General features: G+C 56.3%; 25 protein-coding genes. 3 read left to right on the top strand and 22 right to left on the bottom strand.

What is annotated here, in order from left to right; all coding sequences use genetic code 11:
• Positions 1-6 precede the first annotated feature (6 nt).
• The 13 genes from ACOYW1_RS09245 to eutH all read right to left on the bottom strand — a co-directional run bounded on the left by ACOYW1_RS09245 (position 7) and on the right by eutH (position 12143).
• Positions 7-396: a hypothetical protein gene (locus tag ACOYW1_RS09245; protein WP_482422562.1), complete on the bottom strand. Its 390-nt coding sequence runs from the start codon at positions 394-396 to the stop codon at positions 7-9.
• A 7-nt stretch (positions 397-403) separates the two neighbouring features.
• Entirely contained in the window at positions 404-613 is a 210-nt protein-coding gene (locus tag ACOYW1_RS09240; RefSeq protein WP_482422561.1) for a BMC domain-containing protein, read from the bottom strand.
• Positions 614-680: 67 nt separating this feature from the next.
• Complete coding sequence (eutL, locus tag ACOYW1_RS09235; RefSeq protein ID WP_482422560.1) at positions 681-1280, bottom strand: ethanolamine utilization microcompartment protein EutL; 600 nt, start codon at positions 1278-1280, stop codon at positions 681-683.
• A gap of 23 nt (positions 1281-1303) precedes the next feature.
• Positions 1304-2176 carry an ethanolamine ammonia-lyase subunit EutC gene (gene eutC / locus ACOYW1_RS09230; RefSeq protein WP_482416631.1) on the bottom strand — a complete coding sequence of 291 codons (873 nt, stop codon included), beginning with the start codon at positions 2174-2176 and terminating at the stop codon, positions 1304-1306.
• A gap of 14 nt (positions 2177-2190) precedes the next feature.
• Positions 2191-3555, bottom strand: a complete 1365-nt coding sequence (locus tag ACOYW1_RS09225) for an ethanolamine ammonia-lyase subunit EutB (protein WP_180141115.1) — start codon at positions 3553-3555, stop codon at positions 2191-2193.
• Positions 3556-4096: 541 nt separating this feature from the next.
• A complete protein-coding gene (locus ACOYW1_RS09220) occupies positions 4097-4231 on the bottom strand; it encodes a hypothetical protein (RefSeq protein ID WP_482422559.1) in 135 nt (44 codons plus the stop codon).
• Entirely contained in the window at positions 4201-5559 is a 1359-nt protein-coding gene (eat, locus tag ACOYW1_RS09215; protein WP_482422558.1) for an ethanolamine permease, read from the bottom strand. The genes ACOYW1_RS09220 and eat overlap by 31 nt, the downstream gene beginning before the upstream one ends.
• Before the next feature lie 174 nt (positions 5560-5733).
• Positions 5734-7164 carry an ethanolamine ammonia-lyase reactivating factor EutA gene (gene eutA / locus ACOYW1_RS09210; protein ID WP_482422557.1) on the bottom strand — a complete coding sequence of 477 codons (1431 nt, stop codon included), beginning with the start codon at positions 7162-7164 and terminating at the stop codon, positions 5734-5736.
• A 191-nt stretch (positions 7165-7355) separates the two neighbouring features.
• Entirely contained in the window at positions 7356-8819 is a 1464-nt protein-coding gene (locus ACOYW1_RS09205; RefSeq protein WP_482422556.1) for a sensor histidine kinase, read from the bottom strand.
• A gap of 29 nt (positions 8820-8848) precedes the next feature.
• Positions 8849-9418 (bottom strand): ANTAR domain-containing response regulator, encoded by a 570-nt coding sequence (locus tag ACOYW1_RS09200; protein ID WP_482416635.1) that lies wholly within the window; start codon positions 9416-9418, stop codon positions 8849-8851.
• Between the two features lie 67 nt (positions 9419-9485).
• Positions 9486-9926 carry a EutP/PduV family microcompartment system protein gene (locus tag ACOYW1_RS09195; protein ID WP_482416636.1) on the bottom strand — a complete coding sequence of 147 codons (441 nt, stop codon included), beginning with the start codon at positions 9924-9926 and terminating at the stop codon, positions 9486-9488.
• A gap of 3 nt (positions 9927-9929) precedes the next feature.
• Entirely contained in the window at positions 9930-10289 is a 360-nt protein-coding gene (locus ACOYW1_RS09190) for a BMC domain-containing protein (RefSeq protein WP_281374493.1), read from the bottom strand.
• 618 nt (positions 10290-10907) lie between these two features.
• Complete coding sequence (gene eutH / locus ACOYW1_RS09185; protein ID WP_482416637.1) at positions 10908-12143, bottom strand: ethanolamine utilization protein EutH; 1236 nt, start codon at positions 12141-12143, stop codon at positions 10908-10910.
• 622 nt (positions 12144-12765) lie between these two features.
• On the opposite strand from eutH, the gene ACOYW1_RS09180 reads away from it, so the two are divergent.
• Positions 12766-13593, top strand: coding sequence for a hemerythrin domain-containing protein (locus tag ACOYW1_RS09180; protein ID WP_482422555.1), 828 nt, complete (start codon positions 12766-12768; stop codon positions 13591-13593).
• Between the two features lie 132 nt (positions 13594-13725).
• Here ACOYW1_RS09180 and ACOYW1_RS09175 read toward each other — a convergent pair whose 3' ends face one another.
• Positions 13726-14370, bottom strand: coding sequence for a LolA family protein (locus ACOYW1_RS09175; RefSeq protein WP_482422554.1), 645 nt, complete (start codon positions 14368-14370; stop codon positions 13726-13728).
• Positions 14371-15201: 831 nt separating this feature from the next.
• Here ACOYW1_RS09175 and ACOYW1_RS09170 point away from each other — a divergent pair.
• Positions 15202-15693, top strand: coding sequence for a GNAT family N-acetyltransferase (locus ACOYW1_RS09170; protein WP_482422553.1), 492 nt, complete (start codon positions 15202-15204; stop codon positions 15691-15693).
• Positions 15694-16125: 432 nt separating this feature from the next.
• On the opposite strand, the gene ACOYW1_RS09165 is transcribed toward ACOYW1_RS09170, so the two are convergent.
• From ACOYW1_RS09165 to ACOYW1_RS09135, 7 genes are all read right to left on the bottom strand, one after another.
• Positions 16126-16557 carry an MlaD family protein gene (locus tag ACOYW1_RS09165; RefSeq protein WP_482422552.1) on the bottom strand — a complete coding sequence of 144 codons (432 nt, stop codon included), beginning with the start codon at positions 16555-16557 and terminating at the stop codon, positions 16126-16128.
• A 34-nt stretch (positions 16558-16591) separates the two neighbouring features.
• The gene (locus tag ACOYW1_RS09160) at positions 16592-17464 is read right to left on the bottom strand and encodes an MlaD family protein (protein WP_482422551.1); all 873 of its coding nucleotides are present in this window, start codon (positions 17462-17464) and stop codon (positions 16592-16594) included.
• Positions 17461-17718: an MlaD family protein gene (locus tag ACOYW1_RS09155; RefSeq protein WP_482422550.1), complete on the bottom strand. Its 258-nt coding sequence runs from the start codon at positions 17716-17718 to the stop codon at positions 17461-17463. The genes ACOYW1_RS09160 and ACOYW1_RS09155 overlap by 4 nt, the downstream gene beginning before the upstream one ends.
• A gap of 58 nt (positions 17719-17776) precedes the next feature.
• Positions 17777-19048 carry a paraquat-inducible protein A gene (locus ACOYW1_RS09150; protein WP_482422549.1) on the bottom strand — a complete coding sequence of 424 codons (1272 nt, stop codon included), beginning with the start codon at positions 19046-19048 and terminating at the stop codon, positions 17777-17779.
• 195 nt (positions 19049-19243) lie between these two features.
• On the bottom strand, positions 19244-19444 hold the full coding sequence (locus ACOYW1_RS09145; protein ID WP_482423694.1) for an amphi-Trp domain-containing protein: 201 nt from the start codon (positions 19442-19444) through the stop codon (positions 19244-19246).
• A 117-nt stretch (positions 19445-19561) separates the two neighbouring features.
• The gene (locus ACOYW1_RS09140; protein WP_482422548.1) at positions 19562-20218 is read right to left on the bottom strand and encodes a flavodoxin family protein; all 657 of its coding nucleotides are present in this window, start codon (positions 20216-20218) and stop codon (positions 19562-19564) included.
• A gap of 107 nt (positions 20219-20325) precedes the next feature.
• Positions 20326-20670 (bottom strand): GNAT family N-acetyltransferase, encoded by a 345-nt coding sequence (locus ACOYW1_RS09135; protein WP_482422547.1) that lies wholly within the window; start codon positions 20668-20670, stop codon positions 20326-20328.
• A gap of 625 nt (positions 20671-21295) precedes the next feature.
• On the opposite strand from ACOYW1_RS09135, the gene ACOYW1_RS09130 reads away from it, so the two are divergent.
• Positions 21296-22699: a metallophosphoesterase gene (locus ACOYW1_RS09130; protein WP_482422546.1), complete on the top strand. Its 1404-nt coding sequence runs from the start codon at positions 21296-21298 to the stop codon at positions 22697-22699.
• A 138-nt stretch (positions 22700-22837) separates the two neighbouring features.
• On the opposite strand, the gene ACOYW1_RS09125 is transcribed toward ACOYW1_RS09130, so the two are convergent.
• Positions 22838-24523, bottom strand: a complete 1686-nt coding sequence (locus tag ACOYW1_RS09125) for an amidohydrolase family protein (protein WP_482422545.1) — start codon at positions 24521-24523, stop codon at positions 22838-22840.
• Positions 24524-24897: the final 374 nt, after the last annotated feature.

Genomic DNA, 24897 nt, shown 5'->3' with positions numbered 1-24897 from the left:
CCTCTCTTACTTCTCTAATGTCTTCATGTATTGCACAAACGCCTCAAGAAGATCTTTCTTCTTGGCATACTTGATCTCCCCCCTCGCAATGGAAAAGGAGGGAAGCTGCCGGGCGAGGCGCCTCAGTTTGGTCACTTTCATTTTTTTCAGGTCCGCCATGTCGAATCCCGGTGCATCGTCCGCATCGGGAGCCGGTGCCGCTTCCTTCGCCTCGGAAGCTTCCCGGACAGGCTCGGCAACCTGGACAGGGCCGTCGCCTGGCTCCGCCCCAGGGCGGGCGGTGGGTTCAGACGGGGCATTGCAGGGGGCCTTGGGCTCGGGAACACACTTGGGGCGTTTTCCCTCTTCGATCAAGATGCCTTCAAGGCCTTCGGCGGTCCGGGCGATGACGGTCACGAGAGCCTCACCCAGGCGGGCAGCCGCCGTGCTGCCGGCGTCGACAAGAATGCCTTGACGGCGAACATCGCCTTTGGTCGGGATGAAGTACGGGCCCCACCCCCACCGCCTGGGAGCCCATGATGGTGACATCGGCGGTCTTCACCGCCACGTCACCGGCCTCCACGGCGGGAACGAGTCCCACGGTCTCAATAATTCCTAATGCCTTGCCGTTCATAAGGACCTCCCGTGATTAGTATTTCAGGGGATTGTCGGCCACATGGATCACGGCGTCGGCAAAGGCGTCACAGGCTGCCTTGCAGGCAGACTGGCTCCCGGTGAGCAGGCCCCCGCCGAAGTTGGTCTCTGAAGGGGAGTTGAAACTCCACCATCTCCACGTCGGCTGCCTTCAGGGCCGCATCCAGGGCGTAGATCGCCTCGATGGGAGGGGCGATGAGATACGCCATGGCCTCGCCTTCGGGGATGCCGCCCAGGTCGGACAGAAAAGAGCCGGTGCGGGAAACGCAGTGGGCGTAATAGGGGATGGAGTCGTCATCGTTGGCGCTGTAGAAACAGGCGTCGTTTTCGATGAACTCGATGGCCGCGTTGACCCCGCTCTTGACCTCGGCCGGGTTGGGCCCGGAGAGGATACCGATGAATTCACCGGCGAGCTTGGTGCTGGCGTTGTCGGCCCCACCGTAAAAACTCTTGGCGTAAGCCACCTTGACGTCGGCCTTTTTGGTGGCTTCGTCAATGGCGGTGTATCCCACGTCATCGCAGTCGGTGGTGATCATGCCGATGCTTCGGTGCCCCTCGGGGAGCTCCAGGCGCTTGATCATGTCCGAATCCACGTTGGGGATCATCTTGACGCTCAAAACGGTCGTGCGAAGTGCATCACCTTTCATGTGTTCGTGTCTCCTTGGTCTTCCTAAATTTGAAGATCGATGCCGCTTGCTTTCTGCTCGAGCATCTTTTTAACGATATCCGCAATCTGTGCACCGGCCTCAACGGCAGGGGTCCCGCCCTTGTGGATGTTGGAGATGATGGTGCGCTTGGATTCGGAGATCCCTTCGCGGCACTGGTACACCATGTAGGCGCTCATGGACTCGCCGGTGGCCAGGCCAGGACGCTCGCCAACGAGGGCGACGGTTACCTGGGGCTGGGTCACTTCGGAGGCGCTGTCCATGGAGGGCACGCGGGCGTATCGGACGAAAAAGGGCGTGCCCGCTTCGATGCCGAGGTTCTTCAGGCCCTGGAGAGCCGCTGCCATGGTGTCCTTGGCGTTGGTCTCGATGGCGGTGGAGCTCAGGCCGTCGATGACCACAAACTGAACCGTGGGGTTCATCTTGCACTCGGCCTTGGCCTTGGCGATGCTCTCGTCATCGAGCTTGCGCCCCAGGTCCGGACGGGTGAGGTACTCGTCTTTGTCGGCACACTGGGTTTTGAGCTCCAGCAGGCCCCAGTCCTTGATGAACTCGGAGCAGACGTTGTTGAAGACCGCATCCTGGGCCACGGCGTGGTCGGCGCGGAAACGAAGGGAACTTCCGGTCAAGTACCGGGCTCCTGTGCGCCAGATCCCGATACGGGCCGGGGTGGTGGCCTTCATCTTGAGGTAGGCCTCGCGGTTGTTTGGCTCGGGAACCAGAAGCTGCTTGCGAAGGTCGACAGCGGCCAGGTCCTCGCCCACTTCGCAGGAGGCTGCGGCACGAGGCTCGTCTGAAGCAGCCGGAGCCGCATCAGCGCTGTCCATGGTGGTCAGCACCTCGGCGATGATATTTTTAAGTGTGTTTTCTGAAATCACGTCGATCCTCCCTGCTATCGAATGAAAAGGGACGCGTCGCCTGCGCGGCGGGTCATTTTACCGTTTTCCATGAGGCCCATCTTCTCGAGCCAGGCTTCGAACTCGGGAACAGGACGCAGGCCCATAATCTCACGCAGGGCGGGGGTCTCGTGGTAGCCGGGGCACTGATACATAAGCATGATATCGTCGCCCTGGGGTACGGAGATGAGGTAGTTCACGCCCGCTGCGCAGAGGAGCATGCCGAGGTTTTCGATGTCGTTCTGGTCGGCCTTCATGTGGTTGGTGTAGCAGGCGTCCACACCCATGGAGATGCCGGAGAGCTTGCCCATGAAGTGGTCTTCAAGGCCTGCACGGGTCACCTGCTTGGCGTCGTAGAGGTACTCGGGACCGATGAACCCGACCACGGTGTTGACCATGAAGGGGTTGTAGTGACGTGCAAAACCGTAGCAACGGGCTTCCATGGTGAGCTGGTCCACGCCGTGGTGGGCGTCGGAGGAGAGCTCGGAGCCCTGGCCGGTTTCAAAGTACATGACGTTGGGACCTACGGAGGTGCCCTCTTTCAGCATCAGGTCATGGGCTTCGGAGAGAAGCGCGGCGGAGACACCGAAGTCTTCGTTGCCCTTCTGGGAGCCTGCGATGGACTGGAAGATCATGTCGCAGGGGGCGCCTTTACGGATGGCGTCCATCTGGGTGGTGACGTGTGCCAGCACGCAGTTCTGGGTGGGGATCTCATACTCATCCATGATCTCGCGGAACATGGTGAGGATGTTCAGGCAGGAATCCGTGGTGTCGTTCACCGGGTTCAGGCCGATCACCGCGTCACCGGAACCGTAGGAGAGGCCCTCCAGGGTGGAGATGCGGATTCCGTCGGGATCGTCGGTGGTGTGGTTGGGCTGAAGGCGCCAGGCCAGGGTGCCGGGCATACCGATGGTGGTGTTGCACTTGGCGGTGACGGTGATCTTCTTGGCGCCGTATACCAGGTCCATGTTGCTCATGAGCTTGGTGACGGCCGAGATCATCTCAGAGGTCAGGCCGCGGGAGGCACGGAGCAGATCAGCACCGGTGGTCTCGCTTGCAAGGATCCACTCGCGAAGCTCGGCCACGGTCCAGTTTTTCATGGCGCCGTAGATCTTCTCGTTGAGGTCGTCCTGGATGATCCGGGTAACTTCGTCCTCTTCGTAGGGCACCGCGGGATTGTTTCGGATATCAGCCAGGGTGATATTGCTCAGGACCTCTTTGGCGGCGACCATCTCCGTGACGGAAGCAGCGGCAAGGCCGGCAAGGCGGTCACCGGACTTCTCCTCATTGGCCTTGGCCATGACATCATAGAGATCCTTGAACTCATAGACGGCCCCGAAAAGGGTTGTTTTCAATCTCATGTGTACGTCCTTATCTTAAGTAGAGTAAAACGCTGCGTCTTTATTTCCTGCGCACGCCTCAACCAATGACGAGTGCACAGAGTGCGGGATCATGCCTGACGGACATGGAAGTCTCCCATGAGCAGGGTGTTTCGTTGGAGTAAGGAAACAAGGCACACACCTCTTCCGGTAATGCGGCCAAAGTCATCGGGCAAATTGGAGTTTGCAGGCCCCACCCGGTCAAGGTCGGCCTGTTCCCTTACATGACGCAGAAACGGCAAAACACCTGCGCTGCATGGCGCTTCATCAGCCCGGCGCATCTTGCGATGCTGCGGGTCGCCTGCGTGTCGAGTCGCCATTGAGTCGAACGCGTGCGCTCCTTCCGAGCTCGGCGGGGGCGCGGACATGGGCCCGTCCTTCCACCGTGCACTTCTCCCGAACGCCTTTGTAAGGGAATCCGCTTTGGGCGCCCCCGCCAGAGGCGGGGCCGCCATGTCATCATATGTTGCTTCATCGGTCGGCCCCGGCTGTGACAAACCAGGGCCGGCCGATGATGTAAAACCTAGTTCAAATCGTCTTCGGACGGGTCGTAGTCGATGAGGTGGTGCCGACTGTAGACCAGGTAGTAGATGATCAGCAGCACGAAGACGAGGGCTGCGATCATGGTCATCTTGGCGTTGGCCAGGTAGCAGCGCAAAAGCGAGCAGCCCCCCAGGACCGCGTGCTCACGCCGGAGGTGATCCTGCCGCCCGGGGTTCTGTAGGGACGGTAGAGATCGGGTTCCTTGACGCGCAGCACATAGTGGGATGCCGTCATCATGATGTAAGAGATGGAGGCACCGAACACCGCCACCACCAGCAGGCTGTCGCCGTCCACCACAAGGGAGAGGGCAAACCCGATGGACCCGATAACGATGAGCGAGACATACGGGGTCTTGCGCGTCCCGGTGAGGGACAAAAACGTGGGCAGCATGCCCGCACGGCTCATGGCAAAAAACTGCCGGGACGCGCCGTAGATGAGCGAGAAGAAGCTGGCCACAAGCCCGGCCAGGCCCACCACGTTGATCATGCGGCTGACAAAGGTCGGCCCGCCGTACGCGTTGGGAGACTGGATGGCCCCGATGAGGGGGTCTGCCGCGTCACGGATCAGGAAAGCCGAGGAGCCGCCGGGCCCGAAAAAGAGAATCAGGGCGGCAAAGATCAGGAGCGTGGTCATGGAGACGATAATGGCTTTCGGCATATCCTTGGTGGGATCCTCGCACTCTTCAGCTGCCAGGGGCACCCCTTCCACGCCGAGGAAGAACCACATCCCGAAGGGAAGCGCCGCCCACACACCGAGCCAGCCGTTGGGCAGGAAGGTGGTGGCACCGGCCACATCGGCAGCGGGCTTCATGTCAAAGAGGTTGGCCATGTTGAAATGGGGGATCATCGAGACGATGAAGGCCACAAGGGCTGCAACGGCGATGACGGTGACCACCATGATCAGGGTCAGGGCCTCACCCACACCGTAGAGGTGCACACCCACAAAAATGCCGTAAAAAAGGGCCTTGGTCATCCATGTGCCGCCCAGCAGCATGGAGACACCTCCCTGCATGGCCTCGGGGACCATCCCGAGAAGAGAGCCTCCGGCTCCGAAGAGCGAGCCGCAGTACCCGGCAATGAAACATGCAATGGCCGCAGGGGCGATGGCGTATTCCAGAAGAATGGCCGTGCCTGTGATGTAGCCGCCCAGGGGACCGAAGGCCCGCTTGGCAAACTCAGACCCACCGCCCGCAGAGGGCATGATGGTTGCCAGCTCGGCCTCGGAGAGAACCATACTGGTGTACATGACCGCCATGAGGACCGTGGCGATGAGAAGACCGCCCCACCCTGCTTTTTCGATACCAAAGTTCCACCCGGCGAAGTCGCCGGAAATTACGTACGCGACGCCCAGAAAGGAGAGAAGGACCCAACCGGCCGCTCCTTTTTTCAATTCCCTCTGCGCGTAATAATCGTCTTGAACTTTTACAGCACTCTTGCCTGACATAACGCCTCCTTGAAAAACAGTATTCTTGAAAAAATCATCTCGTCGACTTCATCAATAAAACCGTCCGCTCTGTCTCGTCTCTTCTATCGCCCTCCTTGTCTCGTTTGACGGGGCGGTTTGCCCGGCATAGGGCCTCACCGCCTCCGGATGATTCCTGTGGGTTGCGTCGCCGTGTTAGTAGCTGAACAACAGTGTCTTGACGATGACGGGGACCACATTGCCCCCGGCAAGCTTGCGACCGATGTCGATGTAGTCTCCGTTTTCCACCTTCACCGTATCGATGCAAATCACTTCCTTGCGGTCCCCCAGCTTCACCTGGAGGGTCTGGCCCAGGGCCTTGGCCAGGTCGTTTTCCACCACCACGGTGAGGGGAGCCTCCTCCTGCAGCACCGCGTCCATGCCTTCCAAGATGCTCTCGGCAAGGCAGTGGATATCCTGGAACCCGATGTCCCTGGGGCCTTTGAAGGCCAGGGCGGGCATCTGCTTCTCTCCTTCCTGGAGCCTGAACCAGGCCACCTTGTCCCGGATGATCCCGCCCCAGGACTCGAAGGGAAGGGCCTCGTCCTCCCGTGAAAGCTTCAGCACCGGGATGTTCTGGATGGGAAGGGTGGAACAGCTCACAGAGATGGTGCTTCCGCTGATATCCGTGGTGTGGGAACCGGCCCCTACCACCGTGGCGCCGATGGTCTCGGCCGGGATAAGCACGGGGATCTTTTTGCCGATGAGAGAGTGTGCGATGGCCTGGCCCAGCAGGAGGCCGATGTCCCCGTATAAAAAGGAGTCGCAGGTAATCTCGTCTTTCAGGCAGTCGGCAACGCCCCCTGAGATGGTCACGTAATCGATGGTGTAGTCCCGGCGCAGGTCCTTGTCCGTGCAGATGAGGGCCAGATCGTCCGTGGGGGGCCGGATGCCCACCACCTCTTCCAGGAGTTCGCTCATGCGGATGACGATCTTGGTGAGAAAGCCACGGTCAACGGGCTGCCCCACGGCAATGGGCACATGGTTGGCCTCGGCAAGTTTTTGCATCTTCTCGGAGATGTAGGCGATCTTACCGCCGTCCACCTTGATGAGCCGGCCGCCGATGTCCAGGCAGCTGGTGTCGATGACCTCCCCGTTGTCGAAGACGGCGATGTTGGTGGTGCCGCCGCCGATATCAAGGTTGGCCACCACGGCCCCCCGCTTCTTGGACTCACCCGAGGCGTTGGCCCCCTTGCCCGCGATGATGCCTTCAAGGGCAGGCCCTGCCGTGGCCACCACAAACTCCCCGGCAAAATGGGAGAGGGCTTTCTGGACCTCGGCGGCGTTCTCTTTACGGGCGGTCTCTCCGGTGATGATGACGGCTCCGGTCTGGACCTGCTCGGGGATGACCCCAGCCTTTTCATACTCGTGCTTGACGATGAGGCGCACCTTCTCCCCATCGATTTCGGTGTTTGACTTCAGGGGGGTAAAGTGGATGTCGCTTCTGTAGACCACCTCTTTGTCGGCAATGGTGATACGGGGGACGGATATCATGGAGGCTGTATTTTCAATGGTAATCCGGCTGAAAACCAGCTGTGTGGTGGAGGTACCGATGTCGATACCGACGCTTAAGATGCTCTCTTTCATGAATAAACTCCGTCCTTTTCTACGATCCTGACCCGTTCCTGCGGTCCTGAAACAAAAAAAGCCTGAAGATCTCCGCACCACATCCGCGGGTTCTTCAGGCTTCATCGCCTTTAAGGCGCCCCCACCCCATTGTGGAGGCTTCAACTTGTATACGTGTCGGGTTATGCCGATCTTGCCGGCCCCGTTTATGTTCAGCTGGTTTGCGGAATCGAGGGATACTCCGGTCGTTCCTGGCTGGTGGCCTCATCCAGGGGAAAATCAAAGAGCACCTTGGTTCCCCCCTCACCCGATTCCGTGGTGAGGGTCCCGTGGAGCTTGTCTTTCACAATGCTATTGACGATCCGTGTCCCAAGGGCCCCTTCCCGGACCTGGCCCAGGTCAAAGCCCACCCCGTCATCGGTGATGATGATGTTTCCGTAGGTGGACGCCTTGCAGATCTCCACACAGATAGACCCCTTTTCCCGGCCCTTGAAGGCGTGCTTCAGGCTGTTCTGGATCACCTCGTTGGCCACCAGGGCGATGGAGGTTGCCGTGTCGGAGTTGCACATGAAGGTGTCCCCCTGAATAAGGATCCGCACCTCCTTGCCGCCCACCACCGAGTAGTCCACGATGCTGCTCTTGATGCGCTGGAGCATGGTAAGGAGGTCCACGTCATCCACGCCGTTCTGGGCGAGGATCTCGTGGGTGGCCGCGATGCTCAGCACGCGGCTGATGCTCTCGCTGAAGGCGGTCTTTGCCGAGACGTTGTCCACCCGGCGGGATTGCAGCCGAAGCAAGCTTGCGATGGTCTGCAGGTTGTTTTTCACCCGGTGGTGAATCTCCCGGATGGCCACGGATTTAAGGATCAGCTCCTTTTCCTTGGCTTTGGCGTCCGTCTCATCCCTCATCAGCATCACCACACCGGAAACCTTGAAATCCCGGCTCTTCATAACAGCGTACTTCAGGTTCAACACCAGGCTGCCCACCTTGACCTCATTGTGGCTCAGCTGCCTTTTTTCAAGGACATCCTGAAAGACCACCTGGTCCAGGGCCATGTTGGAAAAATGGATCCCTTCCAGCTTGTCCAGATACCCCAACTTCCGATAGATGGTCTCGGCAACGGGATTGACGTAGGTGGAGATCCCGGTTTCGTTGAACATCACGATGCCGTCGCTGTCGTGGTACGGCAGGTTGTGATCCCGGTGACGCGACGTCATCAGGGCTTCCATGAGCTGCTCGGTGGTGCGGGAGAGGACCGAAATGTTGTTCTTGGTCTTCACATGATCGGTGATGTCCTTTTCCGCAATAAGCACCCCGATGACGCGGCCTTCGTCGTTCTTGATGGGCGAGACGTTCTGGCGGACGTTCTTGTTCTCCTGGGTCACGGCCCACATGTCGGAGGTGGGCATCCCCACATCCATGGTCCTTAAGACCGCGGGTTCCTTGCTGCGGTAGGCAAGCTCCCCCACAACCGAGCCCTTGTAGAGGGACTCCTGGCTGTTGGGCTTGGCCTGGGCCACCACCACGGCCTCGTCCGGGTCGCGCGTGATGCAATCGATAAAGATATCGGCACCCGTGCAGTCGGCGATCATGCCGAGGTTCTCCGCCACGGACTTCAGCTTAGCGATGTCCCTGGCGGTGAGGTCGTTGTGTTTGCGGCAAAGTTCTTCGATCATGTGAATTCCCATCGATTTTCGTCCACCGGTCAACCGTTCAGAACGATGACCTTGGCGATCTCCTTCATGGAGCACCGCTTGTCCATGCTCAGCTTACGAATTCGGTTGTAGGCGACATCCTCGCTGATGTTGTAGGTTTTCATCAGGATGCCCTTGGCGCGTTCCACCATCTTGCGGCCTTCGAGCTGGCCCTGGGCCTTCTGCATGTCGCTTTCCATCTTGGCGATCTCGGCGCCCTTAGCCACGGCAATTTCCACCATGGGCAGCAGGGACTCTTCTTTCACGGGCTTAACCACATACCCCATGACGCCGACATCCTTGGCCTGCTCCACAAACTCTTTGCCGCTGTAGGCCGTCAACAGGAGAATCCCCCCTGCGGTGCTTTCATCCCGGATCATCCGGGACGCCTTGAGGCCATCCAAAAGCGGCATCTTGATGTCCATCAACACCAGATCCGGTTTGTGCTTGCGGCACATCTCCACGGCATCGAAGCCGTCAGACGCTTCACCCACCACTTCGTAGCCGGCCCCTTCGAGAATTTCCCGAATGTCCATGCGTGTAATGGGCTCGTCATCCGCTATGACAATTCTGTACCCCATGCTTTCTAAACTCCTGCGTGTCTCGTGTGCTGCCTTAAACTCAAAAATAAGGAGAGGTACCCTGGAATCAGGCCAGCAGCTCCTGCAATTTATCAAGGCCGACGTTCGTCTTTGAACTGGACCGGATAATCTCTTTGACCCCGGCGTTTGCCAGGAATCGTTCCGCCCTCTCCACGTTGCACCCCTCGACATCTACCTTGGTCACGATACCGATGACCTTTCGGGTGAAGATGGAAGAAAACTGCGGCGGAAACAGGCTGCTGATCCGCGTGGCGTCCTGCACCATGGCCACCACGTCGCAATCTGCCGACGAAGTGATCAGGGCGGGATAAAAACGCCTGTTTTCAAGGAACTCCCCGGGGGTGTCAATGAACCGACCGCAGAACTCTACGGCCTGGGTCTTCTTCGATGAAAAGCCTTCGCCGGAGAGCACCTGAATCAAGGTGGTCTTGCCAACCCCGGACTCCCCGATGAGCATCATCTTTTTCTGTTTCGTTTCATCTGCCATGGATCAGGACCTTGTCATTTCAACGGAGGCGTAATGCAGCACCTCGTCAAAGTAATCAAGGACCCCTTTCAGGGCCGACTCCACGCTGGCCACATCCCCCACCAGAACCAGGGACCCGCCGAACCGGTCGAGAAAACCGATCTCAACCCCGGCAGCCTTGGTGGCGATGTCTGCGGCAATGATCACCCCTTCGCTCGGCGTAATGGTCAGGATCCCGATGGCGTCGCCTGCCTCGTCGTCCAGCCCGAGCTTCATGTAAATGCTTTTGTGGGGGCTGGCAATCACATGGGCCAGGGTAACCTGCTTACCCGGCACATATTCTTGAATGACCCGTTGCTTCTGTTCGCTTGCGTCAACTATCACTTCATCCCCCAAAAACAAAAAAAGCCTGTAACGGGAATCTGAAACTTCCAACCCCGATACAAGCATCATCGCTGACATTACACGCCGTTGTGTAACAAAATAAGTTGTTTAGTGCGTACCATAACCACATAAATATTGACAAGCCTTTTTTTCAACACAGACGTCTCGCCTTGATGTCCAGCCCTTAAGAAGAATCAAACACCATAGGTGTACAAGCCTGAATTTACGTACCATTTCTCCGACACAACCATTAACTAACCCGTGACAGGGCCGTATGTATTTCAGCAAAAAAAATCAGCCACACCCCCCATGGGGCAACCCGCGGGCTGCCGAGGCCATCCGATGTGACATCAGGGAGTTAGCCGATAACAAGCATAAGCAATTCACATGCCAACGATTCACTGTATTTTCTTTTCCATCACCCGAGCCAGATATTTTCCCGATAGATACACACCAATCAGCCCCGCACAACAAAAAAAAAGGCCGCGCACGTTTTCGTGCGCGGCCTTTCATAGCCTTACAGCGCCGTGTCCGGAATTTGCGAACAGATGTTACTCACGCGATGGCGAGATTTCTCTCACCACATATTCAGGACACATGCTGTGCTTTAAGCCGGGATCAGGCAGCAGCGCAAACCTCTTCGGAAGCAACGCCGTTTTCCTGCTCCTCTTTCTCCAGAGCCAGAGCCGCGGGAACAGAGAGGAGGTAAGCCAGACCAAAACCGGAAGCCCCGCCGAGGAGCTTGCCTGCCATAACGGGAAGGATCAGGTTGGGCTGGAAGTTGGCGGTGAAGGAGAGGTGGTCGCCAAAGGTGAAGGCGGCGCATACGGAGAAGGCCACACAGAGAACCTTGTCCTTGGGACGCATGTCGGCGATGAGGCGGAACATGGCCAGAATGTTGGCGGCAGCGGCGAGGATACCCGCAGCGCCTTCGCTCTCGAGACCCACCATACGGCCAATCTTGTCCATGGGACCGGCAGCGTACTTCTTGATCAGGTAAACCATGGGGAAGGCACCGCAGAGCATGATACCGATGAAACCGGCAACCTCCAGGGCACGGAAGTTGTCCGCCTCGTCTGCGATGATGGGGTCAAAACCCCAGGAACCGAAGACGCTTGCGAAGAAACCGGTGAAGTATTCAACGATGGAGAAGACAAGCACCAGGGTCAGGGCAATGTTCATGCTGCGACCGAAGAAGAGGAAGCCTTTGATCATGGTGTTGGGAACCATTTTCAGACCGACGGCCAGGGTCACACAGAAGATGGTCAGAGGCATGAGGTTCAGGAAGATCATCTTGAACGTCAGACCCAGTGCGAAGGCAGACTCTGCGTTTACAGAGATCATGCCACGAACCATCATATCGGAGATGGAGAGCATGCTGCAGGAGATGAATACGCCGATGGGAATACTCAGGAGACCGGCCATAACACCGAGTGCCATGTATTTGTGGTCTTTTTTATCCAGCATGGTCAGACCCACGGGGATAGAGAAGACGATGGTAGCACCGGACATGTAACCGACAACCATGGCCATGATCCAGCCTTCACGGGAAAGGGCCAGAACATCGGCAAGCTGGTAGCCGCCCATATCAACTGCGATGATGGTGGTTGCCGCAATGGCGGGGTCAGCACCGATGGCACCGAACATGGGGCCGCATACGCTTTTTACAAAAGCAGACAGGTAGGGGCTGGCGGCAAGGATACCGGCGGTGGGGATGAAGATGGGACCGATGCTGTGGAGGCCTTCGAGGAACTCCTGACCGAGGGGGCTCTCATCGTCCTTGATGTATGAAAATGCGCCCAGCACAGCGCAGATCATAATAATGTAAATAATAAACTGACCAATATTGCCCATGACAAAACTCCTAAATTCTACAAAAGTCTGTGGTGGATCGCCTGCCTGCTCCGCCCAATAGCGTCTGAACGGATATCAAAGGTGCGACCAAAAATTATCCTCTTGTTGTGCAATTACCCGATAATTTTGGCCAAAAAAAAACTTGCAACTGGGTATTCCTCTCCCGGTAGCAAGCTTCATCGACTCTCTTCAGCAGCACGCCATTGTGCCGCCCTACTCCAATTTTTGAGAATCTTTAACACAGATAAACTCACATTGACAAGAGACCTTAGTGAATAATTTTATTTTACAAACAATGTTCATAGTTGGTCCGTTTATTGCTTTAGCCCTTCCCCTATAGGGGAACCCCCTCACAGCCGGGGATTTCAGAGCTCGTTTCATGAAAAAAACCGCATCTCACCATCCCCTTCCTGCCACTGCCCCCCCTTTTTCCGACGTGGGGCCTCTGGCCTTCGTCGACTCGAATCGCCACACGCTTTGCAAGGGCACCCGTACCCACGGTCCGAAACCCGAGGACTACTGAATTGAATAATTATTTGCTACGGAACCCTTATGGCTTTTCATCCACACGAGGCTCGCATATGATAGGAGAAAAACTCACCCGAAACCAAGGTTGGCTCACATGACGAATCACCCGGAAAAACGAGACCATGAGCGCTACCAGGCGCGCCAGACCATTTCCTACCGCTTGGCATCAAGTACCGAGTACAAAAAGGGAACAACCCGCAACCTGAGCAAAACCGGTTTTCTCCTTGAATCCGACGAAACCATCCCCGAAGGGGAATCCCTTGACCTGGCCATACAGATTGACGACACCCCCGTCCATTTCAAAGGCCGATGCATCCACAGCGTAAAGCCAGAGACCGGCCCTGCCCTCTCCGGTATCCTGGTGATGAAGATCAGCACAGCCGGCATGGCCCCCTTTCTCTCTTTCATCGACAGCCTTGAGAAACAGCAGCAAACCAACCGATCCGCCATGGACAACGTTGTCCAGCGCATCGCCTCCGAACACAAAATCATCACCCAATACGTAATGGTCGTCCAGGGCATCCTGGCCGACGCCAAGACGGGGGGCAGCTCCATGGAGCTCGACACCGTCCTTGACCTGATGCAGAAAGAGCTGTCCACCCATTTTTATATTGAGGAAAAACTGCTCTTCAAAACCGGGCTGATCCACCTTCCCGCAAAATTCCATGGCCTCATTGCGGAGTTGACCCATGAGCACTCGGAACTGGAAACTGCCCTGGCCCAGATTATCGAAGCGGTTCAGGGGCTCGGTGCCGATGAAGGGATCCTGCCAAAAGGGCTGGACGTACAGATTGAAGACTACCTGACCGCATTAAAACACCATGCCACAAGGGAACTCATGGAGCTTTTTCCCATTCTGGAATCCAATGAAAAAGCCGTACAAAAGCTGACACAGGCCGTGGGTGAGATTGTGAATGGATAGACGGGGGCTAAGGGCTAAGGGCTAAGGGCTAAGGGCTAAGGGCTAAGGGCAGGATATGCTGGGGGAGTTGTCCGAACAAGGGAAATCGGGCGCGGACACCCTGCGGATGAAAAAAACCGACCGTTCGAATCTCTAAGGTTCGAACACGGCGTCGTCCAGGGGACCGTCCACCTCCAGGTCCCGGAGAAACACGGTCTCCTGGGAGCTGTCTGCGTAAAGCTTGACCACCTTGACGGGGAGCAGAAGCTCCGGATGAACCCACAGCAGATAGGTGACCTCGCTGCCCTCCACCAAAAGCCGGGGACACAGATGAGACTGCACTGATTCGGGCGCAAGACGCGTCACCGAGCCTTCCCGGGCGTATCGCCGCACTGAGCGAATGAGGGCGCCGATATCGGAGCGGTCCACGGTGTGCCCCTTGGGATCGGTAATCAACGGGTTGTTAGGTGACAGGGTAAAGGCCGGCAGGCGGGTGGCAAAGGGACGAAGGGACACCTGGTTTTCACGGGGGTTGTAGATCAGGCGGGCGCCCTTGTGGGGATGGATAAAATCCATGCGGATAAAGCCCGGTTTCTTGTAGGTGTAGACAATACGGTTGCGCTTTGTCTCCCCTTCCGAGTCCAGCAGGGTGACATAGTTGTTCAGGGAATTGAAGCGCTCCTGCATCTGGTCAAGGAGAGGATCCTGTCCACCCCACACCGTCCCTGCATCCCCAAAAAAACACACAAACAGCAAGGCCGGCAGTAACAAAAAAAAGGCGGGGTGTTGGCGTTTCACCCTGCTCTCCTTGTGCACCGGGGAGACCCTCACAGAACGACGGCTCCGCCGCCGCGACACTCTTCCTTCCACGTCGCCTCCCCTCTTCCTGTTGCCATGGTATTTTTGCTCCGGGCGGTGTCCCATCGTCGGACACCCGAGCCCGGCACAGTAGCACAGACAGAATCGGGAGAGAAGACGTTACCTCGTTGGGCCCGTTTTTGTCTGCCACTGCCACCGGCATGGCACAGGCTTCCCATACGGCAAATCAAGTCCGCGCATTGGGCGAATAAAAGCCCTGCCACCCCAGGATCAGAGATAAACAGCCCTGGAGTCACATCCCTTGAAAAAAAGCCCCAGGGCTTGACAAGCCCCGGGGTCCGGGAGCAAGGTGATCTTGTCGCCTCCACCTCTTGCAAGGACGACACCCGATCTGGGGACACCAACGATGACGCAGACCGCCACCGCCGGAGCCGATTGAAAGAGGAAGACTTCCATCAATACGCCGAGGACATATGTCGAAATCAGTTGATTCAAAGCGAAACGTTAAAAAGAAACCCCAAAAAACCCTCAAGGAAAAGAGACAGGCCAAACATGAGAAAAAACTCAAAAAGGCCGCTCACTCAGACATCTAAGAGCCCGGGACCGCAAAAAAGCAACAGGTAGACAGCGCGGACGGTTTGCCATCAGGCCATGACCGACGCCGAGCGGGCACCCCGCGGGGCCATGTCTCCGGCTGCCAGACACCACACTTTTTTTAAGGTCCCACCGCCTGACCCGCCCCCTGATGATGGGTGCACACCCCGTAAGGGGCGGGTACCAGACCCCAGGACACAGATACGGAATCCCCCCATGCTTACGTACAGATCCATCTCGGTAACCGACTGGCCCCGTATTCTTGATATTCAACGTGAAAGCTACTCTCAGTCTTTCGTTGAGAGCCTTGAAGCCCTCCAAAGCCGATGGGTCGTCTCCCCGACCACATGCCTTGTGGCCGAAGGCCCGTCGAATATTTTAGGGTACGCATTGGCCCACCCCTGGAAACAGGGTCACGCTCCGGCCCTGGATAGGCCCCTTGATGGAGGCCTCAGCCCGGAGCTTCTCTATATCCATGATCTTGCCGTTGCCAAATCCGCCAGGGGCTCCGGAGCCGCATCCATTCTGGTTCGCGCCCTTGCCTCCTGTGCTGCCGAGGCAGGCATGACCCGCATGGCCCTCACCTCGGTCCAGGGCAGCGTCCCTTTTTGGGAACACCATGGTTTTGCCCCCACACCCCTTGAAAATTCCCTTGCAGGTTATGGTGCAGATGCCGTTTACATGACCGCCACCATCCCTCGCCACTGACATTCCCGCATTCTGCAAAAAACAGCTACGATTCAGGGTGTTTCAGCCTTCTATGGTTAAAATGGGTGATAAAAGAAGGCCTCCGGTGGCCAGGTGGGTACACCCAACCCTATGGCGAATGCATGGATGCTGACTCCATGCAGCCGTTTGCGGGGCATTCGCGTGGTGTGTGACATGTGGCGGCCGTTTTTGCAGGGGAGGCCCATTTCATTCTTCTGGATACACGATGAGGAGCACTTGAAATGCCCTTGACGTTAACCGGAATAACTCCGGTGGACCTGACGGGGGAAATAAATTTGAGCCCAATATCCCTGCCCCCACCAGCCTGCCCATACACGCGCTAAGGCACCCCATAACAACAAAGGGGGGCCGTAAAGGCCCCCCTTCTTTCGTTCGCTGCGTGATTCGAACCCTATAAAACAGTCAAGGATTTCATGGTGCGGCATTCTTTTCTTCAAGGGAGACAACAACATCGGAATCCCAGGCCAGCCAGTCCCGCCACTTTTCGTCCATCTCCCTGTGCAGGACAAAGTGGTGATCCTTTTTCACCCGCTTTCCCTGTGCCTCCGTTTCAGGAGTGGCAAAGGCGATGCCCCCTGCAATCAAGGTCTCAAAGGATTCGGAGGAGATTTTCATCTTTGTCATGAGGCCGCCCTGAATGCGGATTCCGCTGACATTCCAGAACCGTGTATCGGCGCTGACAAGGTCGGCGAACTGCTCGTATATATTGATATACACATAGACTTTATCCCTTTTTTCAGACAGTTCGGAGCCGGTCACATGCCCCACCTTGACCTGCCTGTAGGTCACCGGGCGATTTTTTTTCAAAGAGCCTAAAGTCTCGCTCTCCAGAACAAGATTCAACCCGGCAGGCTCATGCATGCGGACCGGAGGCTGTTCATACACCCTGAATTTGCGAGCCGGTTTTCCTCGCCCCGGTTCCATCTTCAGGTAAGCCCCTTTGATGATACTGCCGACGTTGCGGATCCCAGACACGGATATCTCTGGGGTCACTACCCAGAGTATAAGAGCCTTTGCGTAAAAGGGCCGCTGATTTTTTTGTAATGCTGGCAGTGGCCACCAACCCCTGCATGTCTTTGGCCAGGAACACATCGGTGACCGTTCCGATGGTGACATTGCGATAGGTGATCTTCGCACCGGTGTTGACGCCATGGTGCTGCGGCATGTAGAGGGTCACCTCGATGTTATCCGCATGGCGGGCATCGTCAATATCCTCATAGAGCGGAAACGATTGATCGGGAGCCACCGCTTTGCCCCCTGCAGGGGTTTCAAACTCGATCCCCCCTGCAAAAATAGACTTGAAGGTTCCGATCTTCAAATTGATGTTGGGCAAACTGGCCTTCAACTTGATGCCACTGACATCCCAGAAATAGGACGTGGTGGTCACAAGGTGTGAGTATTGCTCGTACACAAGGATCTCCACAAGAATCGTCGCGTCCTCTGAGAGCCATGACTTAAGCACCTCACCCACCTGGATTTTCTTGAAAAGAACCGGGGCCCCCTGGTCATGCATACTGGACGCTTTGGTCTGAAGACGAAACGAGTTCCCCGGCGCGCTTTCCATAAGGGCCGGCGGTTCCTTCTCCACGACAAAAAAGGAGGAAATAGCCGTAGCCTCGCCCGGTAGCACACCAAGGTAGCTGCCGGACACAAGGGTATCGAGGCCCGAGATCTGATTAACGGACACCTCCGGGCGAACCACCCAGAACAAGGTGTCCTCAACGATATGCTCCCTGGACGCCTTTTTCATTTCAATGATGGACCTCCTATAACAGGTTCCCGCGAAACGGTCAACCTCTTGACCATGCCTACGGGAAGGCCCTTAAAAAGCACCTGGGTTTTCCCCGGGGTGATCCCCACCGCGTCTTCCATGCGCACAACAATCTCGTACCCGGCCTCACGAACACTCTTAAGCACCAGCCACCCTCCGATCATCAACGCGATAATGGGGAGAATCCACACGGGAGAGATGCTTTTCCTGGTCTTCACGACGGCTTTGTTCATGGTGTTCATTCCTTGACTGAAAGATGACTGTAGAGATAGGCCTGCCCGCCCCTATAAATCAGGATTTTTCATGACGTTCGTCCCAAAGGAGACGCGCGTCAAAGGTCAGGGCCGCAAGCATGGTAAAGGTCACCACCCCGGCAAAAAACGGGGCTCCGATGGCCGCATGGGTGGAGGAAAACTCTCCGAAATTCACAAGCACCGCCATCAACGCAATGACAAAGATATCGAGCATGGACCAGCGCCCGATAAACTCGATAAATCGAAACATCAGGGTTTTTTGACGCCGTTTGCCACGCCACCCCAGCTGCACGGATAACAGTGCCAGGCCCAGGCCGATGATCTTATAGACGGGCACAAGAACCGAAGCGGTAAAGATAACAACGGCAATTCCGTATTCCCCGGAGTGCATAAAATAGATAATCCCGTCCATGATGGTGGAGTATTGAGAGGCCCCGAGAAAATCCACCCGCATGATGGGCAACACATTGGCAGGCACCAGAAAAATCGCGGAAGACGCCACCAGAGCCCAGGTCCTGCTGAGGCTGTCTGGCTTGCGATAATGCAGGTCTGCTCCGCAGCGGGGGCACTCTGGCTCCTCTTCTGTGGCGACATCATCGCCCTTTGTCAATTTCCCGCACTCGTGGCAACACATCAGCCCCGCTTCCATGGCGGTCTGCATCTCGGCGACAGGCCCGGAAATGCACCCATCGCCTTCCAACCCCAACTGTTCGTCTATCTGAAGCCAGAGACTGGATTTATCCAGGACGGACAATGCACAGAGGTTCATGACAACCATCACCAGAAAGCAGAAAAATCCGATATTAAAGGTGATACTTGCCATGGAGTACACCTTGATAATGGTCACCAGGACCCCGATGAGATACACCTCACCCATCCCCCACTCCTCAAGGGACTGAAAGGTTCTCAGGAGCCATGCCTGAAAACGGGGGAAACGTTTTATTCTGGCCAGAGCGGCAAGCAGGAAAAGCAGGGCCGGGTTTAAGAATGGAAGCAGGATCGCCGTGAGAAATACCATAGAAGCCACGGCAATATACCCCTGCCGGTACATGAAGATGCTGTTGTCCAGGATACTGCCGCTGGCCTCCATTCCCAAGGCATTCAGGGTCATGAGCGGCGTAAAAACAGCAGGGACGTACACGAGAAGGACGATAAACGTAAAGGCAAGCGTGCGGTTGAGCGAGTCCGTCTTGGGGGTATGGATTTTTGAACCGCACCTCGGGCAAAAAGCCGTACTGCCCGGCAGGACATCCTCTGTTTCCAAAAGCAAATCACAGCCATGGCACGAGGTTACGTATGGGGAGTTCATCGGTCACCTTGAATTGAAGGCCCCGTGGACGAGGCACATCATGGTGCATCGGTACCCACGGATAAAGGAATGCTCTGCGAAAGGGGGAAAAGCATGACGTCTTGGCATGGACACACATCGTTTTAATTCTACCAAAGATATAAGCATCTTGTCACGTCCCATGATCACAACAGGAGAATGGACGCCCCCCTTTGGCTAATCGTTCCGCCATCGGACTTGAAACTCGATCTCTTCCTCGGCGCCTTCCCGTTCATGTTCCACGGTAAAGGTGGCTCGCACCGGGACGTAAATCCGTTCCCCGGCTATCTGAATCTCAAATTTCTTCCCCGTTTCCAGCGCATCGGCCAGCCGCCTGAGCTTGGCCACGAATTCCGAGGTGCTGTAGGCTTTTTCAATATCGCGTTCTTTACCATGGTGCTCCTTCTATCCATGGATTGTCCCCCTGAAGGTGGCGGGCTGCTCCCCGGCCACCCGATAATCTTTTGCAGGGGCGTCCCATGCCTGTTAAACATGCTATCCTCTGGTCACGTCCCGGGTCATCCTGCACCCCAAAGCAAACGCTTTTTCACAATCTACGGGAAACACATCCCGACGCCGACGCATTTTGGCGTCCACATCCACCCTGTCGCACACGACCTTGTCATGGTCTTCAAACTGGAGAGTATCGTAACAATACTGGGCCTCCGAGGCACCGAATATCATGGCAAGGGTCATCTCAGTGGATTCAAGGGCATATCGCATGCGCATCTCGGTCATCTCCTCTTCCGTGATGTTCATGGTGTAGATGAACCCGGTGGCCATGGTGCGGGAAAAAAGTGTCCGCCAGGGATCCCCATACTCCAGGTAGGGGAACATAAGACGCTCCATAAAGGACCTCATCTCCCCGGTGACCCGCCCAAAATAGATGGGCGAACCCAGGATCAGGGCATCCACATCACGGATAGCGTCCAACACGGGAGCCAGCCCGTCTTTCACCGCACAGGCACCATAGCTTTTGCCATCTTTCTGCTTGCAGGCAAAGCAACTGCGACACCCCTTGTAATCCAGGTCGTAGAGATGAATCAGCTCGGTCTCCGCCCCTTCCGAAGCGGCCCCTTCCAGGGCTTTTTCAAGCAACGTCGCCGTGTTCCATTTCTTCCTCGGACTGCCGTTGACTGCCAGAACCTTCATGGGGCCCTCCTTCGAATGGGTATGGCCCGGCATCCGCAACCCGGCTGCCGGGAAAGCCTTCTAAATTTCGCGAGGATTTCTCTTGCGCCTGTGTCTCTGTGGCACCATCAGGTCATGCCCCGGTACATGCCCGGAGCATCGGGCTCCCTTGGATGGAACCCAAAGGAAGCATAAAAAGGCCCCAGCCCCTGAGACGCCATGAGCCCGACAAAGGCACCGGGTGGGGCCTCGGCACCGATGTACCCCATGACCTTTTGCATCAACTGCGTTCCCAGGCCTTTGCTCTGAAACGACGGATGGACCATCACATCCTGGACATAAAAATAGAGTCCGCCGTCCCCCACAACACGCCCAAGCCCCACCAGTAAACCGTCGTCCTCGGCGACAACGGAAAACAGGGAATGTCCCAAGGCGCGGTCAATGGCCTCATCATCCGGGATGTTCCAACCCACGGACGCCCTCAACGTCTTATACTCTTCAACCGTAGGAATCCTTTGCTGAAAATGCATTGCACTTAGCCCTTTAAAACCATATGACTATGATGAGTCATGGAATATGTGTCGCGCCGAAGTGTAATTCGGAGATAATATGAGATAGCATTTTTTACTTCTTTACCACAAATCAAGCCAGACAGGTCCTAAAAAATATAAAAGCTCAGCATCTTCTTCCACGTCACCACGGTGAGATAAAATGGTTTCTGATTTTTTCTCATTGAATTCTTATCCCTCACACATCATCACCTCACAACTCGCTGAACATATTCACAGGACAGTCCCCCCGGCAACTGACAGCAAACTCCCCACATCATGAAACGGCCCTTACCCCACAGGAGGTTACGATGCAAAAACACCTTACACCGCATGCCGCATGGGCGGTTCTTTTTCTCTCCGCGATCCTGGTATTGGCAACACGACACCCGGCATCCGCCGACTTCGGCCGGAACACCGGCCTGGACTTCATTGTGGCCCCATACCTTATCAAACCCGGCCCCGATACCATGACGATCATGTTCGAAGCGTTTTGCCTCTCGCCGAGCCTCCTTGTTCAGGAGGGAAGGGGAATAACACCTGGAACCGCGTGGAAACCAGGGTCACACCGGTCCTGCCCACCCTCCATAAAGCACGGCTCACCGGGCTCAAGCCGGACACCACCTATCTCTACCGTGTGGAAACAATCTTTCGCAGAAGCCCGGTATACCGCTTCCATACATGGCCCCGTACCGGAGGAGACACCACCGTCGCTAAACTCGTAGCAATCAGCGACAGCCAGGGGGATCACCCGGAACGCCTTGCCGATATCATCACCAACGGAATTATCGCCGTGGAAGGAAATGGCAGCGCGGACACCTGCGCAGAAACCATCTCCGCCCTTCTCGTAACCGGGGACCTGGTGAAAAACGGCGACAACAAGAGCCAGTGGACCGATGAGTTTTTCGCGAACCTCCAGCCCCTTGCCTCCAGGGTCCCCCTGATTCCGGCTCTGGGCAACCATGATATGACGCCCTTCTTCTATGCCTGCTACTTTGACATGCTTCCCGACGGCAGCCTTGAGCACTGCATGAAGCTCTCCCGTTACAACCTGCTGAACACCATGATCCTCACCCTCAACAGCAACGACCTGATCCAGATCGACGCACTACCGGATACAGGGGGACTCCTCCAGCGGGAATGGCTCCTGGACCACCTCTACGACGCCCAGGACGACCCGGCAACGGACTTTGTCCTTACCCAGTTTCACCACCCCTGCAAATCCGAGCTCTGGCCCCCGGGTGAAGCCGAAAGGTCCTGTCGCTTTGTTGCCATGCTCGAACGGTTCACCGAAGACACCGGTAAACCAAGCTTTCACCTTTTCGGGCACACCCACGCCTACTCACGGGGCCAGAGCCGGGACATGCCCCATGTCTGGCTCAATGTGGCTCCCACGGCAGGTGACATCGACTATTGGGGCGAATACGACATGACCGATTACGATGAGTTCCAGAAATCGGTGGATGAATTCGGCTACTGCCTCATCACACTGCACGCAGGAGAACGCCCCGCCGTGCAGGTGGTGCGCAGATCCGGTGGAAACGGCATCCAGTGGTTTCACTACACCGACGACACCATCAGCGATGCCTTCACGATCCGCTACGACAACCAGCCCCCCGAGATGCCTAAGATCTCAGCAACGGAACATGCGGGCGCCCTTCTCCTCCGAGGGACAGCCTTTAGCGACCCGGATGGGGATTCTCACCTGGAGTCCCATTGGCAGCTCCTTGCAGAATCAGGAGAGAAGCCCATGGACATTTGGGGCAACCGCACCCGGGCGGAAAACATCTGGATGGGAGAAAACATTCAGAAAGATGTGGACATCACGACCCATCGGGTAACAGGCCTCTCACCCGGTACCTACGACGCGCGTGTGCGATACAGAGATGAAGGCCTTGTCTGGTCGCCTTGGTCTGAGACGGTATCCCTCACCCTGCCGGACACAAAACAGTAGTAAGGAATATGCCTGCCCGCGTGTCGAATAAACAAAGCCCACCTCGAGATCACGAGGTGGGTCTCATTCTTCACCAAAACGTATGTGAAAGCTCGCTCGCTTCAACTCAGAGGTAAGCTATTTCACCTGGCATCCATATCAATGCTTATGGTCACATGGCTTTGTGAAATCACAGCATCCCAGGTTGCTTGAGCCGCCGATATCTTTGGGCAGTACGTAAAACGTTCTGGTCCAGTGGTCTGCATCAAGTTGTTGAAACCTGCCTTTTTCCTGCGGCTCAAAACGAATTGCCTGCCCGGCGTCAAAACGCTTCAGCGGCACTTCATCCCTCATAACAATAATGCCGCTGACAATGACATGCGGAATCCCCGACGAGGGGAGCGTTCCCGTCTCATAGGTGGCATTGTCGGTGATGGTTTCGGGATTGAACATGGTGATGTCCGCAACCATGCCCTCCTGCATACGGCCCCTGAGCTGCATGGCTTTCAGCCCCATGTCGCCGAGGGGCTTGGCATAGTTGTAGCTGGACATGGACACGGCCTGCATCAGGGGAATGTTGTTTTCCCGGGCCATGCGAAAAACCTTGGCAAAGGAACCTGAAAATCGTGGGTGGACATTGGGCAGCTCATCGTAAGGAGTCTCCCATGTCAGGCCCTCATCGGGAATCATGGGCATGCCGTCGCTGCCGATGGCAACACCCGGCATCTTGATCCAGTCCAGAATGGCTTTTTCGGGCATCTTGAATATCACCACAAGACGAGTGGGCTCTTTCTTCAACATCTCTTCGCGGCTTTCCCGGGTGTAAAACTCACCGGTCGCCACATCCATCAGGGTTTCTTCATATGTGTTGCCGAGCTTTTCAACCCACACCTCCGGTTCAAGGAAGACGGCATTCAAGGCCGTGGAGCCTGCGTGATAGGGATAAACCTCACCCCAGACATTGTAACCCTTTTCACGCATACGGAGCATCAGCTCGTGAACCATGGCGTAACCGGGGTTGTTAAAGTGAAAGGCAATGCCCGGTGACCCCAGAGCCGCTGAGTTGGCAAGCATCTCCTGAATGCCGAGCACTTCTTCAACATCATTTCCCGGCGTGAACCTGAAATGCATCCCGATCTGACGCCCATAATAGCCCCCGAGCCGCTGCAACTCAAAGATCTCGCGCGAAGAGACGCCATCCCGCATGTAGCCCACGGTAGAGCCGATACCGATGGCCCCCTGGCGCAGTCCTTCATCGATAATGGCCAGGATTTCGTTTCCCTGTGCCAGGGTGGGGCGTGTTTCTGACCATCCCTGTTTCACGCGGGACGCGATGGCATCGGGTGTGTGGAGGTATTTCCAGTCCTTAAATCCGTCCAGGACCTCTGCGCGCGCAAATTCGTGGGATACCGAAACCCCAAGGTTTAGCGGTGTATTCCCCTCGATTTTAGTGTAAAAATCAGCCACCTGATTACCGGGAGCCCCCACTTCGAGATCCATGATGGTTGTGCGGCCGTCGCGCACCATCAGGCGGTAGGCATAGGGCTCCAAACAGTGCTGGTGGCCATCGATAAACCCGGGGGCGACAACCAGCCCTGTGGCATCGATTACCTCCTTTCCCTTGATCTCTTTGGGCGTGATCAATCCGATAACCCCATCTTTGATCCCGACATTGCGTATGGCGTCAAACTGGGTTTCCGGGTCCATCACCCGGCCATTGAGGATAACGATATCAAAATCGGTATCGGCCGACATCGGCTTCACTTTGGCTCCTTGTTGGTTAACGCACCCGACCGTCATTCCAACCAGTAGCAAACAGAACATCCGGACAACACGTCTTCTCATGATCATCTCTCCCTGGGAGCTTTTTCATCTTTCACCATAAACGGTGGTCCAACGCAATTCGACGCCTACAGATTCTACGCAGGACGACGAAACAAGAAATTCGCAAAAGCCTTCCTTTCGCGAATTCCCGAATCCTCAGTTAAGCATGGAATTTGACATACGGATTTCAACAACACTTTCAAGACATGGTTGTAGTCATATCCGTTACACTGCCCAAATGATTCTGTCAACAACCAGAGATGTGCCTTGGTCTAGCTCTATTTACCCCTGACACGTGTTGTGCCAGGGGATCATACACTCTCAAAAAAGTGCCGCCACCCCATAGATAACTTGCAGGGCAAGGAGTGAGCGCAATATCAGCTTGTTTCTCGTGG

Source organism: Desulfoluna sp. CYM3A (assembly GCF_056829965.1).
The sequence above is the reverse complement of the archived record's forward strand: the minus strand, read 5'-3'. Positions and strand labels throughout refer to the sequence as shown.

Excerpts from the sequence above, each read along its gene's own strand:
- ACOYW1_RS09240 (WP_482422561.1), bottom strand. The coding sequence starts at position 613 with ATGAACGGCAAGGCATTAGGAATTATTGAGACCGTGGGACTCGTTCCC.
- eutL (WP_482422560.1), bottom strand. The coding sequence starts at position 1,280 with ATGAAAGGTGATGCACTTCGCACGACCGTTTTGAGCGTCAAGATGATC.
- ACOYW1_RS09225 (WP_180141115.1), bottom strand. The coding sequence starts at position 3,555 with ATGAGATTGAAAACAACCCTTTTCGGGGCCGTCTATGAGTTCAAGGAT.
- eat (WP_482422558.1), bottom strand. The coding sequence starts at position 5,559 with ATGTCAGGCAAGAGTGCTGTAAAAGTTCAAGACGATTATTACGCGCAG.
- eutA (WP_482422557.1), bottom strand. The coding sequence starts at position 7,164 with ATGAAAGAGAGCATCTTAAGCGTCGGTATCGACATCGGTACCTCCACC.
- ACOYW1_RS09205 (WP_482422556.1), bottom strand. The coding sequence starts at position 8,819 with ATGATCGAAGAACTTTGCCGCAAACACAACGACCTCACCGCCAGGGAC.
- ACOYW1_RS09200 (WP_482416635.1), bottom strand. The coding sequence starts at position 9,418 with ATGGGGTACAGAATTGTCATAGCGGATGACGAGCCCATTACACGCATG.
- ACOYW1_RS09195 (WP_482416636.1), bottom strand. The coding sequence starts at position 9,926 with ATGGCAGATGAAACGAAACAGAAAAAGATGATGCTCATCGGGGAGTCC.
- eutH (WP_482416637.1), bottom strand. The coding sequence starts at position 12,143 with ATGGGCAATATTGGTCAGTTTATTATTTACATTATTATGATCTGCGCT.
- ACOYW1_RS09180 (WP_482422555.1), top strand. The coding sequence starts at position 12,766 with ATGACGAATCACCCGGAAAAACGAGACCATGAGCGCTACCAGGCGCGC.
- ACOYW1_RS09170 (WP_482422553.1), top strand. The coding sequence starts at position 15,202 with ATGCTTACGTACAGATCCATCTCGGTAACCGACTGGCCCCGTATTCTT.
- ACOYW1_RS09160 (WP_482422551.1), bottom strand. The coding sequence starts at position 17,464 with ATGAAAAAGGCGTCCAGGGAGCATATCGTTGAGGACACCTTGTTCTGG.
- ACOYW1_RS09155 (WP_482422550.1), bottom strand. The coding sequence starts at position 17,718 with ATGAACAAAGCCGTCGTGAAGACCAGGAAAAGCATCTCTCCCGTGTGG.
- ACOYW1_RS09150 (WP_482422549.1), bottom strand. The coding sequence starts at position 19,048 with ATGAACTCCCCATACGTAACCTCGTGCCATGGCTGTGATTTGCTTTTG.
- ACOYW1_RS09140 (WP_482422548.1), bottom strand. The coding sequence starts at position 20,218 with ATGAAGGTTCTGGCAGTCAACGGCAGTCCGAGGAAGAAATGGAACACG.
- ACOYW1_RS09125 (WP_482422545.1), bottom strand. The coding sequence starts at position 24,523 with ATGAGAAGACGTGTTGTCCGGATGTTCTGTTTGCTACTGGTTGGAATG.